This is a genomic window from Sulfitobacter sp. SK025, from assembly GCF_003352105.1.
GTDB classification, from domain to species: Bacteria; Pseudomonadota; Alphaproteobacteria; order Rhodobacterales; family Rhodobacteraceae; genus Sulfitobacter; species Sulfitobacter pontiacus.
Map to the genome: position 1 here is coordinate 467,573 of NZ_CP025808.1, position 16,811 is coordinate 484,383.

Consider the following 16,811-nt stretch of genomic DNA (forward strand, 5'->3'; position numbering starts at 1 on the left):
CAGCCGCTGGTTGCGAAATGTCGGATAAGAGCCGTTACGCAATACCGCCTGCGTTAAGGTTGGTGGCGATGCGATCTGTGTCATAGCCAAGATTGGCGAGGATAGTGCGGGTATCGGTTTGACCGTCAGGCATCCGTGGCGGCGTGGTTTTATGGGTCGAATATCGCGGCGCTGGCGCAGGCTGTAGCATGTTCCCTGCGGTGACGAATGTATCGCGTGCGGTGTTGTGAGGGTGGGAAGGTGCCTCTGCCAGTGACAGAACGGAGGTATAGCAGGCATCGTGGCCGATCATGATCTCGTCCCATTCGGCGCGGGTCTTGGTTTCAATCAAGCGGGCAAGCTTGTCGCGCATGGCGTCCCATTGGCGTTGGTCGTTCTGGATCTGCATGTCGGGATCGTCTGACAGACCGCAGAGGTGCAGTAGTTGAGCGTAGAATTGCGGCTCTATCACGCCAATAGAGACGAATTTTTCATCCGCTGTCTTATAGACATCATAGAAATGCGCCCCTGTATCAAGCATGTTCACACCCCGGTCATCCTGCCACCAGCCTTGACCGTGAAACGCATAGATCATCGACATCAACAGGGCCGATCCATCGGTCATTGCAGCGTCGATCACAGTACCTTTACCACCGCGCTGTACGTCCAAAAGGGCAGAGACCATGCCAAATGCAAGCATCATGGCACCGCCCCCGAAATCGCCGACCATATTGGCGGGGGGCGTGCGATGGTGCAGGCTCGCGTTAACCTGTCTGCTGCAGGGTGGGCCCTGATCAACATCTACCGAACAGGAGCCACCATATGACCGATACATCCCCCGTTCTCGCCCTTCCGTATATTCAACCGTCGCAAGCGCAAAAGCATGTGACCCATAACGAGGCGCTGCGGCTTTTGGATGCGATTGTGCAACTGTCGGTCCTGTCTTTCACCGAAACTACGCCGCCCGCGACCGCAGCCGAGGGGGATCGGTATCTGGTGGCCTCAAACGCTGTGGGGGATTGGGCGGGGCATGACCAAGAAGTGGCAGTGTTCGTGGACGGGGCGTGGCAGTTTATCACGCCGATGCCGGGCTGGGTGGCATCTGTGGCCCCCGGCCAAACCCAAGTGGTTTACGACGGCGCGCGCTGGGCGGTGCCGGGGTTGCAAGATGTGCCTCGGCTCGGTGTCGGGGCGACGCCGGATGCGTATAACCGGTTGGTTGTGGCGTCGGATGCGGTGCTGTTCAACAATGCCGGGGCGGGGCATCAGGTGAAGATCAACAAGGCATCCGAAGGGGACACGGCCAGTCTGCTGTTTCAGACCGCCTTTGGGGGGCGGGCCGAGATGGGGACCTCGGGGAGCGACGATTTCGCCATCAAGGTCAGCGCAGACGGCGCGAATTGGGCGGAAGCTTTGCGCATTGAAGCGGCGAGCGGGCGTGTGACCGCCCCAGTCTCGGGTTGGCGAGAGCGGCTGACTGCCCCCCGCATTTACTATGTGGACCCCCTTCAGGGTGGCGACGGGCAAAGTGGGCGGGGCACGGGGGCGGCTGCCTTTGCGTCGCTAGGCCGTGCGATGGAGGAAGTCGTCCGTTTGGACAGCGCAGGCCACGCGGTCACGGTTCAATTGGCGGATGGCAGCTATGATCTGGGCCCTATGCCAGTCGCGGTAAGCGCTGCATTGGGGGGAGGTCTGGTTGAGCTTGTCGGGAATGCTGGCGACCCCGACGCGGTCACGATGACAGCGACAGGGTCGGTGATCGAGCTGGTTTCGGGGCGTCTGAGGTTGCGGGGTATGAGGATAGAAACCTCCGGTGCCGACCCGGCGATCCGGGTGTTGCCGGAAGCGGTGTTAGAGGTTGATGAGGTCATCTTTGGCGCGGCGGGGGGACATCTGGATATTGTCGGCGGGCGCGTCGAGGGGGCGGGTTCGTACGTTATCGACGGCGATGCCGCGTATCATCTGCGTCTGTCGCAGGGGGCTGTTCTGGCGCGGGGGATGCAGACGGTGACGCTGGCGAATACGCCCGACTTTGCCACTGCGTTTGTGAGCTGCGAGATGGCCGGGCAGGCGGATTTCAGCGGGCATGGTTTCACCGGCACAGCCACGGGCAAACGTTTTGACGTGAGCAGCAACGCTGTGGTGCAAAGTGGCGGGACCGTGCTGCCGGGTGATATCGCGGGCACGACGCATAGCGGTGGCCTATACCTCTGATCTGCGAAAACCGAAAATTGTATGAAAGGGCCACATTGCCGCCTTAAAAGCTGAAGCTGCCGTTAAGGAATTCGGCTCATCTTTATCCCCGGAACATGTAGGGGAATAAACCGATGGAGCTTGAGCATAAAACCACATTGTCGCCGCGGAAGGATATGGCGCTGACCGGGGTGACGGATATGGCGGTTGCCCAATCCTCTGGCGGGGCGGTTCTATACACGACCTCGCGCTATGGTGGCGGAGACTTGCTGGCCTATCGCATTGATGCGGAAGGGGGGCTTCGGTTTCTGGACAGTCGGGCCATCGCCGGGGACACGCGGGCCGGAGTCACCAACAGGCTGGAGGTTGTAGACGGTGCGCTATTGCTCACGGGGGCGGATAACGCCGCGCTCACCCGCATTGCGTTAACAGATGATGGGCGCTTTGGTGACGTTTCTGCCGTAACCGGTGGTGCCGTGCCTGCCCAGTTACTGGCCGTCGAGACGCTGGATTTAGGCGGGCAGAGCCATCTATACGGGCTGGTGCGGGGGGCGGATAGCATCGGGTCGTGGCGCATGGGCGACGATGGGGCGCTGACGCGCATATCGGGCGACAGTGGCGTCGCGTCAGAGGCAGGTCTGACCGGCCTGAGCGTCGGGTATGTCGGAAGCACGCCGTATCTGCTGGCGTCCTCGGCGCGGGACGACGCATTTATTTCGTTCAAATTGGATGGGAATGGTATCCCGCGAGAAGTCTCTCGTATCGCGGCGGAGGATGGCGTGGGGATCGGCAGGCCAAGCGCCACAGCCTTTGTAGAGGTTGGGGGGCATGGATTTGCGATACTGGCCGCGGCGGGAAGCGCGAGTTTGAGCGTCGCGATGCTGGAGGCAAATGGTGGATTAACCTTAACGGATCACGTCCTCGACACGCGGGACACGCGCTTTGACGGGGTGCATGTGATCGAGACCGCAACACAACACGGCCGCGCCTATGTGGCGGCGGCGGGCGGAGATGATGGCGTTTCGGTCTTCGAATTGATGGACGATGGCCGGTTGATGCATCTGGTGTCGATCGAAGACACGGACGGAAGCACGCTCGACGCGGTGTCGGCGCTTAACTTTTCGGTACAAGGAGATTTACTGCACCTCGCCGTCGCCTCAGGTGCCGAAGCGGGGCTGAGCATTTTTACAGTGGATATTTCTGACCGGGTTTCGGCGGCAACAGGGGGTGATCAAGCTGACACGCTGACAGGCGGCACGGGGGGCGATTTGCTAACCGGCGGGGATGGCGCGGACCATATCTCCGGGCGCGCAGGGGATGATATTTTGCGAGATGGCGGCGGCCGTGATCTGTTGACCGGCGGCTCCGGCCGCGATCTTTTTGTGCTTTCCGCAGATGGGGAGGCCGATACGATTGCCGATTTCGACAGCGCACAGGACAGCATTGATCTGTCGGCCTGGCCGTTCCTGAGACATGGGTCTCAGTTGACCATATCTTCGACCAAAGACGGTGCGGTTCTGTCTTTTGGTGAGGAGCGGTTAGAGATAAAAACATCGAACGGACAGTCCCTTAGCGAGGACGATGTTCAAGCGCTCGATCTGATTGGGCAGTCGCGTTTCATGCCGGATTGGACCCTGCCAGAGGAACCCGATACGCCATCCCTTCCCACCGCACCGACCCCGTTGGTTCTGGTTGGCACGCCGCAGTCGGATGTGCTGGAAGGGGATGCGGCCGATGATCATATCAGCGGGCGCGCGGATGGCGACAGGCTGATCGGCGCAGGCGGCAATGATACGATTCTTGGCGAAGCTGGGGCCGATACGATCTATGGCAACGGCGGGAGCGATCTGATCGAGGGTGGTACCGAGGGGGATCAGATCTGGGGCGGTATCGGCTGGGACACTTTGCGCGGTAGTGATGGGGACGACGCCCTGTGGGGCGGCGACGGGTATGACGCGCTTGGGGGTGGCGACGGGAACGACACGTTAACAGGCAATAACGGTGCGGATAGACTTTATGGGGATAGGGACGATGACCATCTGATCGGCGGGCTAAATGCCGATAGCCTGTGGGGCGGTGCCGGCAAAGACCGTTTGGAGGGTAGCGCCGGTGCGGATCAACTGCTTGGCGGCAGCGGGAATGATCAGCTTTTCGGAAATGCGGGCGCAGATTTTCTGCAGGGGGACAGCGGGAATGACCGTCTTGCCGGGGGGATCAACAACGATACGGTTAACGGCGGGTCCGGGAATGATACGCTGTCGGGCGACAATGGTGCCGACCAGCTGATCGGCGGCGACGGCGATGATTTGATCAAAGGCAATGCCGGTCACGATACGCTTGATGGCGGCGCGGGAAACGACGTGCTGTCCGGTGGGATCGGGGCAGATCGGTTTATCTATGGTGCAGGCCAAGACACAATCCTGAGCTTTCAAAACGAAATTGACACTCTTTCGCTGGATTCTGCCCTTTGGGGTGGGGGAAGTTTATCGATGAGCCAGCTTCAGTCGTTCGCACACAAAGGGGCCGAGGGGCATATCGTGCTGGATTTTGGCAGCGGCAAAACGCTGGACCTGTTGGGCGTCGAAAATCTATCTATCCTAAACGGCGACTTCGAAAGCTTTTAAAGTTTAAACTGCCACGCTGGGATCGTTACCGTTCCAGAATGTCACGGTGATAGCGCCTTAATAACACAAGGCCAAAAAGGCCCAGTATTGCGGCAACGGCGTAGACATAGGCTGAGGAGACGTAGGGTACGTCGTAATTATGATAAAACCCGGACCTGACGCGGCCGACCACGTGGATCAGTGGATTGAACCAAAGATAGCCGCGGTAGGGTTCGGGTATCGTTTCATATAAAAAGATGACGCCGGACAGTAGCAAAAGCGGCCGCGTGCAAATCCCGTAGACACGTTGCCAGACCTGAAACATTGACATCATAAAACAGTTGAATACCCCCACGCCCAGTGAAAGCGCGGCAATCATAGTCAGCGCTGACACGATGTCTGATGCATTTATTGCGGCCCGCGTATCAAACAGAAAAATGATCCCACTCAGTACGATAAAGCCTACAAGAAGCTGAGTGAGAAAATTGAGGATGAACCGCCCCAAGATGGCGTCGACGAAAGTCACGCGCGGGTAGGCTAGTAGCTGTTTCGAATAGTTGATCGCCTGCGCGACCTTGTTGCTGAGATCGACGAACATCAAAAAGGGCAGCAAACCTGTAGCGTAAAAGATTGGAAAATTGTTTCCGAGCGGGGGCATACGAAACCCGATCGAGAATATTGCGGTCAACAGCGCGATCCCGAGAACGGGTTCAGCCAATGCCCAAATATACCCACCCGGGGACCGGCCATAGCTGGTCCCGATTTCGCGAAGTATCAGCGCGACGATAATGCGCGGCGTCGCAAAGACCATTGTTCTTCGTCGGCGTGCGACCCGACCTATCATCCTGGTACCCTCTGCGCGCTGTTGACCTGCCATCGTGCGGGCGTCGCTGCGCCAAAACGATTTAAAATGAAGTCATACTGTAGGGCAAAGGCCTCTCTAAAACTGTGTTTTAGGTGCTCTGGCAACATGGCGTGGCGACCAGAATTACTGCGAAGGTCAGCTTTGGGTGAAATCGGCGAAATACCTAAGAACGTGCAGATATCGCGCATGGTATGAGCGTGAAAAAGGTCTTCGTAAAATACATACTTAATTCGATGTAGGGGGATCACCGCTTCCAGCTCGCTCATCGTGCGTCGATAGTTCGCCCGCTCTAGCTTAGGCAGCCGTTTACTGTCGATCAAATGCTGCGCGCGCGCCTCGCAAGCCGTTTGAAAGTCGGCTACATGGGCGGCATCCGCGCTAACGGCCATTCTGATTTGAGACCACATACGATCAATCGGATCCCTCAAAATAAAGATGAAACAACTTTCGCCAAGGCTCCCCATTTCAGAGAAGTCCTTTGCACCCAGTATCGCATAAGCCGGGGTGATGTCGCAGATCACAGGCTGACCGCTAAACCCCTGAGTAAGATAGGAAAGATAGGCCTCGTGATGTTCAGGCGCATCCGTGTAGATGGACAAAAGGTCAGCCAATTCGCTGAGGACCCTAAGATTGCGCCGATTCTTGGGGCCGCGTTCTGACACCAATTCCTTTGCCAAGGTTTTCACCGTGTTCATACGTAGGTCAAAAACCTGGTCAGACTTACCCGCGATCACATTGAAATAATGAAGTTCCTTATTGCGCGAAAAATGAATCTGACTGCTGGTGCGCAAGGTTTCATAAAGCCAAGTCGTGCCGGCTTTCTGAGCCCCGATGCAATAGGCAAGCTTGGTGTTTTCCGGCAGAATAGATAGAGCCATACGGTACGCCTTGGGATGAGCTGATCATTTCCCCATGTTGTATTCGTGATGTGCTATCGCATCGTTAATGTCGGCAAAGTATTCTAGGTTTCCGGCCTCTAAAACAGCGCCTGCCGTGCATAGTTCTCGTAGCATGCCATTGGAGTGGCTTACAAATATTGCACCGGATCGGGACAGGCGGTCCATAAAAATGGAACGACTTTTCTGTTTGAACCGAGCATCTCCGACAGCGGTGATTTCGTCAATCAGATAGGTGTCAAACTGCAGCCCCATGGAAACGCCGAAAGCCAGGCGCGACTTCATACCGGCGGAGTATGTTCGGAATGGAAGATGAAAATGAACCCCAAGCTCGGAAAAATCGGCGACGTAATCGACCAGCGCAGACGTGTCTGCACCATAAATCCGTGCCACGAAGCGCGTGTTTTGTGCCCCCGTCATGTCGGGGTGGAACGACCCAGCAAAGCCAACTGGGAAAGATACACTGCCATCAGAGATGACCTCGCCCGATGTAGGGTCAGTTGCCCCCGCAATGATCTTGAGCAGCGTAGATTTTCCAGCGCCGTTCCGCCCTAGCAGCCCGACAGAAATACCAGTTGGAAAAATAACGTTAATATTTGAAGCGACAGTCCTCCGTCGACCCCGCACATGATAGGTTTTGGTCAAATTTCGAAAGACAATCATCGGCGATCCTAGTGCCGATCACGTAAGGAGTGCCAAACCAGCATAATGAGCGCCCACAGGGCGAAGCTAGATGCGAATGTGAAGCCTAGAAGAAAAGGGCGATTTGGATAAATCGACGTCTCTGCAAGTGTCGGAGGGATATGCGCCGCCAAGTATTTTGATCTTTTTCGCCCCTCTGCAACCGCTGTATCAAAGGCGGCTTGGCTGGCGGTATAAGACTGTTCAGCAAATTCCAAATCGACCTTTAGGCTTTCAAACTGCCCAAAAAGATCCGCGAAACCAATGGAGTGCATTGCACCCTGCATGGCATTCGATTTCTGATGCTCCTGCGAGATACGCGCTGCTATTATGTCGCGCCTTCGTTGCGCTTGCTTCAAGCGCGGATCGGTTGGCGTGCTGGTTTGTTGAAGCATGTCGATGCTAATCAACGTTTCCGTCATTTCTGCTTCTAAAGATGCCAATAACCCGGTCTGAATTTGAAGCGGTGTATCGGGGCTCACCAATTGGTTCCTTATGCGGAATTCGGCTAGCGTAAGCCGCGTTTTCTTGAGGCGCTGCGCTGCGCGCGCCAAGTTCTCTTCAGCATGTTGGGTAGCATCCTCGTGCGCTATCGCGGAAAGTTCATGTATCAGTTTTGCGCTTTCAGCATAGATTTCTTGGACAATGGCCCGCGCGTCTTCGGGAGCAAATGCTTGCACCTTAACCTCGATCAGACCGGTGCTACTATCGCTATACACATTGACCATGCGACCCCAGTATTTGGTCAGATCCTCGATCGTACCAGGGGCGTGGTAGCCGAAAACCGGATCAGAGTTTGTTGCGGGGGGCGACCATATTTTTCGCAAATTCAGAGACTTATCGATTTTCTCCACTAAGTGCTGACTTTGAATGAATTGATACAGAACTTCTTCGTCCGCGGCACCGGACCCCGAGAGATTTGCGACCCCACCCAAGAGTTCGACCGGCGAGCTCATATCCTCGCTATGGACAGCAAATCCAGCGATAGAGGTATAGCGATCTGCAGCGCGCTCCCAAAGGTACCATGACACGAACAGGCTGGTTCCGAGAACGATGATGATAAAGCTGACAAAAGAAAGCCGATGACGTAGGTGAAGGCGCGCTTGTGGCACAGGCGGGACGATCGACGTGACTGGCAGTGTCAGAATGGTCGCTTGAGAGGCGGTTTCTCGTTTCTTTTCCCGCGCCGCAACGGCAAGCGCCCTATCATGCCGTTTTTTTTCGATGCGTCGCAAAGCTTCCTCACGCTCGCGCAGTTTTTGTTGTTTGCGCGCCGCGTGCGTATGGTGCGTGGTTGTTGATTGGGCAGGATTATGGGTCATGATCTCAGTGCATAATCCAACAGTCCTCACAGTTTATTAATTCGCGCGAAGTAGTTCAGAGAAAGTCGATTAAACTACGAAGGATTTTAGGATGGCGGAACCGCATGTTCACATTTTAATGGGGACGAAGAACGGTGGCATGTTTTTGGCAGATCAGTTGGCCTCAATCCGCGGGCAATCGCATCAGGATTGGAGCCTTTGGGCAAGCGATGACGGCTCGACCGATGGCACCTGTGAGGCGCTTGAAACTTTCAAAGCGGAAACACCGCACCATGATATTCACTTGCTCAAAGGGCCTCAGAGGGGCGTTGCCGCCAATTATTATAAGTTGTTGAAAAACCAAGAGTTAGATGGGAAGTGGGTGGCGTTTTCCGATCAGGATGATGTCTGGCTGCCTCACAAACTATCCCGTGCTGTCGCGCTTGTCGGGCGGCTGGGTGGTAGATGTGTTTACAGTAGTAGAAGTTACTATGTGAACGAAACGGGGGAGCGTTTGGGAACGTCCCCGGCGTTGAATCGCCCTTATCGGTTTGGAAATGCAATCGTACAGAATGTTATGCGCGGAAATACGATTGTGATTCCGCCTATCGTCACCAACTATCTGCGTAGCATTTTAAGTACTACGGACGTTGCGGAAACTCCCTTTCATGATTGGTGGATGTATCAAGCGATCACGGGCGCCGGGTTTAGTATTCTTCATGATCAGAAACCTGGGGTATTATACAGGCAACACGGTGCAAATCTTGTGGGCGCGCCTGTTCGTCATTTACGGCGCAGGGCTCGATACATGGCGGATGGTACGTTGGTGAATTGGATCGATGCAAATGCGGCCGCGATGTACCGAATTGCTCCTGTTCTAACGGCGACCGCTCGCGAGCAATTATTGAGGTTTCTCGATTGGCGTTCCCAAAGTCACACTAAGGAGCGCGCGGCACTGACTTCGCTCGGGATCTATCGGCAAACACAGGCGGGGGATCTAGCCCTGCGCGCGCTTGCGCAGCTCAAACGGTTCTGAACCGGTGTTAGCTTAACAAGCCCTCGTCTTTGAGGTGATCAAGCAAGGCTATGTCAGCCTCAGCAAACGCAGCCAGCCTTTCCTGTGCCGGTTTATCATTGATCAGAGTCATTAGATCTTGCCAACGGCTTGTCTGAACGCCTTTTGGCCCAACATTGATGCGCGTTTTCACAATCGAAGGACGGCACCCCGTTAGGTTTTGAATGTCATTTTCAAGCAGATTTAAACTGCTTAAGCGATAAACCCTATCTAGTTTCCGCGCGCCGCCTATCGCTTGACCAACAAGCATATCTTTCGAGAAATGGCAGACCTCGGCCGCCCCGCGAACTTTCCCGGTGGCGAGATAGCTACAGTAAAAATTGTCGTAGTGATCCTTAATGAACTGTTGCCAAGCAGGACTTCCGCCAAAGAAGTATGCGGCGGGGGAGCAATTTTTTACTTTGTACAACCCCGTATGCCCAGGCGATGAAAGCAGGCTGTCCGTGAGGCGTGAGGCTTTATTTCTTAAATAAAAATAGAAAGAAGCGATCCTTTCAAATGGATCGCGAAGTACCGTGAACGCAAAGGTATCTGTCTGGGTCTCACGAAGGCGGCACCAATCTAGGTGACCCGAGTAAAGGTCATACCCGTTGGGAAACTGACCGTCTGAAGAAGCTTGGTGGTGAACGCGAACAGGAGAGGTTCGAGCGTTGCCATAAATTTTAGTGAGCTCCGAATGCACAGATTGGCCTGCGGTTTTGGGAATATGTAGAAATGCGACTTTTTTCACTGAATGTTTTCCGATCGCAGATCCAGCGTCGGGGGTGCGAAAGGCGCGACATCTTTGAGCATTGAGTTTACCCCTCTACAGAATTCCAGCACATCCGACGGATCAAGGTGGTCCATTTGCCACGGCGCAAACTGCCACCAGCGGCACTTTAACATGAGACTGATGAAGCTCGGCGGTAGGCGCATTCGTTTGAGAGTGGCCGGATTCCCCGCGACGACTGCATAAGGGGCAACGTCACGGGTCACGACCGAATGCGCACCGATTATTGCGCCGTCGCCAATGGTGACCCCGGCGGCGATATACGCACCGTGTCCGATCCATACATCATTTCCAATTGTAGTGATTTTTACCTTGGTGGGCGGCTTGCTGTGACCTGTCCTATAATTGTGGTAATGTTCGGCTGCCTCAAAACCGTCGCCAAGTTCGAATACTCGGTCCCCAAGATAGAAAGCGGGGCTTGTGGATACCCAGTCCAATGGGTGGTTTTGCCGACCTATCTGAACGGATTCGCCGAATGAACAATATCGGCCGATGCGTGCGGCAAAACAGTATCCCGAGACTTGATACGAGAACGTACCCATCTCTAACGAGTGTTCATACTGTGTCCATTTCAGGCTCCCCGGGGCTTCGAGCACGGTATGTCTGGGGAGGTTGATCGACGTAGCACCCCGGTTCAGTACCTCGATGCCATTGTTTCGCAAAAATTTTAGGGGCACTGAGATCTGGCTCATGAGGCCACCGCCCAGGTTTTGGTGATGTGATTTTTAACGTGAGACAGCAGAATATCCGCCAAATCCTGTTGGGTTGAGTAGGGAATAGGGAAACCGTTTTCAGCTTTGGTAACTGCTTCGCCCTGAGCACCAATTGCGAACGCATGGGTGGGCACACCGGATGTCAGAGCTTCGTGCGTGGTAAACGAGAATGTCTCCGGCCATACGGAAGGTATTAACCAATCTGTCACGCCGTATCGGGCGGCAATTTTTCCCAGATCTGATATGGTATATCTTCCATGGATAGGCACCGAGGGGGGGAGGGGAATGGCGGGATCGAAGTTCCCGACGATGACCATACCGACACCTTGCACATCTATCGCATCAGCGGCTCGGCTGATGATCTGTGCGCCTTTCTGAAGACCAATGTCGCCCAATACACCGATCACCGGGCGCTTTGGGCTGAGGGGCCGAGGGATACGGGGCACGGCGTCTGAAATTCTATGCGGTGCAACTTGAATTTTATCGGCGCAGTTGGGGAATGCTGCGCGCACAATTTCTTTGCTATTTTTAGAAAATACCACGATCTCTTGGGATGCGGTCAGGAGTTTTCCCCACTCGCTTTGCCACCGAATCATGCTTATCGGTGCACCTGTGGTTGCTGGGGCATTTAGGTGAGGTGGAGGTAGGCCATCGTACACTCCTTGATCGTTCAGAAGAGTGTAGTTGGGTGAGATTGCGAAGTAGTCATGAAAGAGAAACTCTATCACCTGTTGGCCAGTTTGGCTCAATTCTAGAACTGCACTTGGAATAGTCAGCGGATCTTGATCCCCAACCGCGCAGGAATAGATTAATCGTCGCCGTTTTATGGGGCGTAAAAGTTGTTTGACGTAGTCGAGGTTGTTGGTCCCGCCGGAGATTATTCCGTCATGGCAATGCAATTCGATTTGCCATCGCATGGCACCGCCGACCCTGATTACGACAGCGGCGCGGCCCAACGCGTGATGTTTCGATTTCACCCGATGTTGCAGATACGAATCAGCGCCGCCACCCATGCTGTGTGCGATATATATCGAGACGGGATACGTGTCTTGTGCCCCTAGCCAAGCCAATGCCAAAGCGAGGCGGGGCGATTTCAATGGGTCAGAGGCAATGAACTGCTGCACTTCTGTATCGTATTGGGGATAACGTTTTGAAATAAGCGCGTTGTTTTTCGCGATGAGGCGCGTTTTCTCTTCCGATCCGAAACTTTGTCCGCCGCGATGCTCTACGAAAAGGTTAACCGCACTATAATGCAGTCCGCCCGCTCCTCTGATGCGCTGGCACCAATCGACCTCTTCGCCGTATCCCCGACCAAAACTGACATCCAATTGCGGTTCAGTTCTGAGATAGCTGGGATTTATCGCCATGCAAAATCCCACCCCGGTCGGCGTGGCCACGCGATAGCTTTGCGGGTTAAGCTGCGCGGCGGTCACATCTATAAGATCCCCCTGTCCGGCGGCAAGTTTTTGGGGCGCACAGATGAGGGGGGCGGTAAAAATTTCCGCGTCGTTGGACATTGGGGTTACAGTGGCGGCGCGTGGATACTCAACGAGGGGACGGATAAGGCGGCTCGCCCAGTTCGCCGGGACCAGGGCGTCAGAATTCAGTAAAATAACCGTGTCGTGCCAGCGTTGTGCATAGCGCAAGCCTTTGTTTACGCTTTTTACAAACCCAAGGTTTTGATCATTCTCAAGCAGTGTCGCACGGTCATTGTGTGCCAAGGACCACGCGCGCAGCAACGGTAGAATTCGTTTATCGGTTGAGCAATCTTCGATCAGAATAATGCGCCACTGAAGATCGGTATTGTCGACGACGCGCCGCAGCGCCTCTTTCAGTAGGTCATGTGCGTTGAATACCGGCAGTATGATCGTCACCGATGCCGTTGTGACGGGAGGCGCATTGGCGCGGAATAGGTCAGGGTCAAGCTCGCGCGCATGGTGAACGGGGCATAGCCCCAGCCCCCGTTTGATCCGCGTGCGAAAAGCGGGGTCCCGTTTGACGCGCCAGCAGCCATAGGCAGGCAACTGCAGCACCAGCGCGATGACGAATTTGATTACCAATCGCGCTTGAACCCACCAAAGGTGAGGGAGTTCTAGACTTCGCGCAATTGCCCAGGTGCCATTGCGAACACGGTGAAATTCGACCCCAAACCGCCCGATTTCTTGCAAGCCTGTCGGGCCAAGCGGCGTGGTCAGGTCGAACCCGACCCGTCGCGGGCCACCATAGGCTTTGGTCACGTCGTCACGGATCAAGTCAGCTTTAGCGCTTACTTTTACGCCGTTCATATGCAGCACGATATCATCCGCGAACGTCCAGCCCGCCAGCCTCAAGTTCCCGTCATTTACGGCAAATACATCAACGGCACCCACCGCGGCACCGGACGGGTCCGTAATGTGCATTGGACGCCCCACGGCCCTTAGGTGGGCGGCGATATAGCGGGCAAAGAGAGCTTTGAGCTGTTTATACAAAATCAATCATTTCGATTCTATGTTGCGTTGATAGAGCTCTAGATCAGCACGCTCACTCTTAAGGGGAGGTTAAGTTTACTCAGCATTACAACAGAATTTTTGTTCGGATTTTACGGGAGGTGACATAGGTGAGCAAAACGCATCTTGGCGTTTTGGTGACGGATAACGGTCAAAACAATCAGGTAGATATATCGCCAACAGCTACCTGCGCCGAAGGGGTGCAGATTAATATATACGGGCGCAATAACCACGTGGTGATCGGCGAGGGTACTGTGATCTCCGGTGGCTTGGTTGAGCTAAGGAATCACGAGAGCGCCGTCTATATTGGCGCGGGCTGTCGTTTGGCGGGGTCATTTCGATGCCGCGCGCGTGATACGCATATTCGCATCGGCGATCGCACCACGATCATGATGGCTCACCTCAGTCTCCACGAAGCGGGCGCGATTACGATTGGAGAGGATTGCATGCTGTCCGGGGATATCACCATGGATGTCAGTGATGTGCATTCGATCCTTGACGTAGAAACGGGGGAGCGGATCAACCCGCCCCAAGATATCGAAATCGGGGATCATGTCTGGTTGGCCCATGGTGTCAGGATCATGAAAGGAGCGCAGATAGGGCAGCATTCAGTGATCGGTAGCCGTTCCATGGTTCTTGGGGTTATCCCCGCACATAGCTTGGCTGTGGGCGCGCCGGCGCGTGTTGTGCGTGCCGGTATCACCTGGGATCGTCGACGGCTAAGTCCGAAAGATCAATAAGTATTGGGTCCCTGTGCGGAGCCGTTGGTGATTTACACTATCGAAAGAGGAGATACGTGATGGCAATATCATGGGGATTGCGGGTAGATTTTGCTTTGCTCATCCTACGCAAACTGGCTATGAGATGACCTGAGTGGTCCCGTAGCTCAACTGGATAGAGCACCTGACTTCTAATCAGGATGTTGGGGGTTCGAGTCCTCCCGGGATCGCCAGACGCACCGAGTTTGCTTACAGCACAGTGATTGGTCCTTCGCCGTCGGTCAAATGCCCGATAATACAGGCTTTTTTACCTTCGGTAGCCATATCGCTGATCGCAATTTCTGCCTCGGCTGGGGGGAGGGCGGCCAGCAAGCCGCCTGCTGTTTGGGGGTCGTGCAAAAGCGGGTCGCTGCGTCCTCGCGTGGGGGCGTTGTCGACGTTGGGGTGATACAGCGACGAGTGCACGCCGCGATCTGATAGGTCTCGGGCACCGGAGTAGACGGGAATGGCGTCCGCCGAGATTTCCGCGCTCAGGCGCGATGCGCGGCAGATGGCGGCGATGTGACCCGCAAGGCCAAAGCCGGTGACATCTGTCATGGCATTGGCGCGACGCAGGTGGAAGGCTTGACGGTCCTGCGGTTCTGCCATCTCGTTTAGGGCCTGGGCGACGTCGGCTCCCCGTGCTGTGCCCTCCATATGCGCAGCCATGATAATGCCTGATCCGATGGGCCGGGTCAGCACAAGGCAGTCGCCAGCCTGAGCGCCCGACAGGGTGATTGGTGGCGTTTCGCGCGTGCCGGTGACGGTGAATCCGATGGTCATTTCATCACCCATCGATGTGTGCCCCCCGACAATCGTCGCGCCCGCGTGGTCGAATATCGCACGGGCTGCGTCGGTGATTTCTTGCAGTGTCCGGGACTGAAGCGCCTGAGACATATGGGGGAGTACGATGCTGGAAAGGGCCACTTGGGGTTGCGCTCCCATGGCCCAAATGTCGCCCAAGGCGTGCACTGCTGCGATGCGCGTCATCAAGGCGGGGTCGTGGATCAAAGCGCGCAAGTGATCGGCGCTGATGACCTGAAAGCCGCCACCGGGTTGCTTTAGCACCGCAGCATCATCGCCGAGGACAGAAAGAATGGCCGCATCCGTTGGACCGTAAAGCGACGAAAGCCCGTCACGAAGCACTGTGTTTCCGACCTTAGCGCCACAGCCGCCACATAAGGGTTTCGCGGCCAGTATATCGCGGGCACCCTGCGCCAGCGTATCGGGCAAAGCTGGCGGTTGCATCGGCGGCAAATCGTCAAGTTTATCCATGAAAGCGCGGTCGATCCGGTCTTTCCAGCGCCATAACGCAGGCCCCGAGAATGCAAGATCGAATTTTTCCGCCAAAGCCGATTTTTCCCCAAGCGAGATAAGCTTTAGGTAACGTTTTTGTGGTTTGAAGGGCTTGCGGGGTCCATTGGTGAGGGCGGCGCGAAGGTTGTGATACAGGACGGGTGCTGCGCGAACGGCAAACACGCCAGCCTTGGGGCGTGGGGCAAAGGGCATTGCTGCGCAGTCGCCGACGGCAAATACAGTTGGGTCACCGGGAAGTGACAGGTCGGGCGTTGTTTCGATGAACCCATCACGCAAGGGGAGGTCCGTTTGCGCCAGCCATTCATGCGGGAAAGCACCGGCAGCGCCGACAGTCAATTGAGAAGGGATTTTGTCGCCGCTGCCCAGAACGACATGATCGGCGGCGATTTCCGTGACGCGTACGCCGGTGTGTAGGGTGACCTTGGCGCCGCGAAGCTTGGCCTCGACCGTGTGGCGCGCGCGGTTGCCAAGGCCCGAAAGCGTCGGGTCGGACTGTAGCAAGGTGACCCGAGGCTCGATCCCCGCGCTGCGCACGGCATGGGCCATCGCGAGGGACAGCTCGCAACCGGCGACACCGCCGCCGATCACGGCGATTTCGGGCTCTATGTCCCCGCTCGTCACAGCGGCAAGGAAATCGCGCCAGCGTTTGGCGTAGACATCAAGTGGCTTTGCACCGACAGCAAAACCATCAAACCCCGGGATACCCATTTTAGCGGTGATCCCGATATCAAAGGAGGCAACATCATATGCAATAGGCGCGCGGTCTTCGACATGGACCAGACGCGCAGTGCGATCGATATCTGTGGCGTGGGACAGGATTAGACGCGCGCCCGCAAAGCGGCACAGCCGCACCAGGTCGATTTCAAGTGTTTCACGTGAATAGTGACCCGCGATATAGCCCGGCAGCATCCCTGTATATGGGGCCGTGGGGCCGGGATTGATGACGGTTAACCGCGCGCCCGGTAGCGGGTTCATCCCCCATTTGCGTAGCACCAACGCATGGGCATGCCCGCCGCCAATCAGCACCAGGTCTTGGGTCAGCGGGATATCGTGTCGATGCATCGAATGGCTTTCTATCAGGCGGGTGTCATAGTCTTAGCCCGCGGGATCGGCGGATCAAAGCCGCAAGACACAACTGCGGCCCGTTGCAACGGAATGTGAACTACGTGACAAAG

13 protein-coding genes and 1 tRNA gene are annotated in these 16,811 nt (G+C 55.9%); 5 read left to right on the forward strand and 9 right to left on the reverse strand.

All coding sequences use genetic code 11. The features are described 5' to 3' along the window. Positions 1 to 34: 34 nt before the first annotated feature. Positions 35 to 682: a CoA transferase gene (locus tag C1J04_RS02180; RefSeq protein WP_254655137.1), complete on the reverse strand. Its 648-nt coding sequence runs from the start codon at positions 680 to 682 to the stop codon at positions 35 to 37. A gap of 119 nt (positions 683 to 801) precedes the next feature. On the opposite strand from C1J04_RS02180, the gene C1J04_RS02185 reads away from it, so the two are divergent. Together C1J04_RS02185 and C1J04_RS02190 are read left to right on the forward strand one after the other, a co-directional pair. After that, on the forward strand, positions 802 to 2,193 hold the full coding sequence (locus C1J04_RS02185) for a DUF2793 domain-containing protein (RefSeq protein WP_009825768.1): 1,392 nt from the start codon (positions 802 to 804) through the stop codon (positions 2,191 to 2,193). Positions 2,194 to 2,306: 113 nt separating this feature from the next. After that, on the forward strand, positions 2,307 to 4,796 hold the full coding sequence (locus C1J04_RS02190; protein ID WP_009825769.1) for a calcium-binding protein: 2,490 nt from the start codon (positions 2,307 to 2,309) through the stop codon (positions 4,794 to 4,796). A gap of 25 nt (positions 4,797 to 4,821) precedes the next feature. On the opposite strand, the gene C1J04_RS02195 is transcribed toward C1J04_RS02190, so the two are convergent. The 4 genes from C1J04_RS02195 to C1J04_RS02210 are packed head-to-tail and all read right to left on the reverse strand — an operon-like array spanning position 4,822 to position 8,539. Beyond that, on the reverse strand, positions 4,822 to 5,586 hold the full coding sequence (locus C1J04_RS02195) for an ABC transporter permease (RefSeq protein ID WP_009825770.1): 765 nt from the start codon (positions 5,584 to 5,586) through the stop codon (positions 4,822 to 4,824). 29 nt (positions 5,587 to 5,615) lie between these two features. After that, positions 5,616 to 6,518: a sulfotransferase gene (locus C1J04_RS02200; RefSeq protein WP_009825771.1), complete on the reverse strand. Its 903-nt coding sequence runs from the start codon at positions 6,516 to 6,518 to the stop codon at positions 5,616 to 5,618. 24 nt (positions 6,519 to 6,542) lie between these two features. Beyond that, on the reverse strand, positions 6,543 to 7,199 hold the full coding sequence (locus C1J04_RS02205; protein WP_009825772.1) for an ABC transporter ATP-binding protein: 657 nt from the start codon (positions 7,197 to 7,199) through the stop codon (positions 6,543 to 6,545). Between the two features lie 8 nt (positions 7,200 to 7,207). After that, a complete protein-coding gene (locus C1J04_RS02210) occupies positions 7,208 to 8,539 on the reverse strand; it encodes a capsule biosynthesis protein (protein WP_037954047.1) in 1,332 nt (443 codons plus the stop codon). Positions 8,540 to 8,630: 91 nt separating this feature from the next. Here C1J04_RS02210 and C1J04_RS02215 point away from each other — a divergent pair, with 91 nt between their 5' ends. Then, entirely contained in the window at positions 8,631 to 9,554 is a 924-nt protein-coding gene (locus C1J04_RS02215) for a glycosyltransferase family 2 protein (RefSeq protein WP_009825775.1), read from the forward strand. Positions 9,555 to 9,561: 7 nt separating this feature from the next. Here the strand turns inward: C1J04_RS02215 and C1J04_RS02220 are convergent, their stop codons facing one another. Genes C1J04_RS02220 through C1J04_RS02230 form a run of 3 tightly spaced genes read right to left on the reverse strand, consistent with a single transcriptional unit; the run spans position 9,562 to position 13,474 of the window. Beyond that, positions 9,562 to 10,323: a sulfotransferase family 2 domain-containing protein gene (locus C1J04_RS02220; protein ID WP_083779625.1), complete on the reverse strand. Its 762-nt coding sequence runs from the start codon at positions 10,321 to 10,323 to the stop codon at positions 9,562 to 9,564. Then, positions 10,320 to 11,054, reverse strand: a complete 735-nt coding sequence (locus C1J04_RS02225; protein WP_009825777.1) for a CatB-related O-acetyltransferase — start codon at positions 11,052 to 11,054, stop codon at positions 10,320 to 10,322. Before C1J04_RS02225 ends, C1J04_RS02220 begins: the two co-directional genes overlap by 4 nt. Continuing rightward, the gene (locus tag C1J04_RS02230; protein ID WP_009825778.1) at positions 11,051 to 13,474 is read right to left on the reverse strand and encodes a glycosyltransferase; all 2,424 of its coding nucleotides are present in this window, start codon (positions 13,472 to 13,474) and stop codon (positions 11,051 to 11,053) included. Before C1J04_RS02230 ends, C1J04_RS02225 begins: the two co-directional genes overlap by 4 nt. Positions 13,475 to 13,671: 197 nt before the next feature. On the opposite strand from C1J04_RS02230, the gene C1J04_RS02235 reads away from it, so the two are divergent. Continuing rightward, positions 13,672 to 14,301, forward strand: a complete 630-nt coding sequence (locus tag C1J04_RS02235; protein WP_009825782.1) for an acyltransferase — start codon at positions 13,672 to 13,674, stop codon at positions 14,299 to 14,301. Positions 14,302 to 14,436: 135 nt separating this feature from the next. Continuing rightward, positions 14,437 to 14,513: transfer RNA gene (locus C1J04_RS02240), tRNA-Arg, on the forward strand. Between the two features lie 16 nt (positions 14,514 to 14,529). Here C1J04_RS02240 and selD read toward each other — a convergent pair. Beyond that, positions 14,530 to 16,698, reverse strand: coding sequence for a selenide, water dikinase SelD (gene selD / locus C1J04_RS02245; RefSeq protein ID WP_009825783.1), 2,169 nt, complete (start codon positions 16,696 to 16,698; stop codon positions 14,530 to 14,532). Between the last annotated feature and the right edge of the window lie 113 nt (positions 16,699 to 16,811).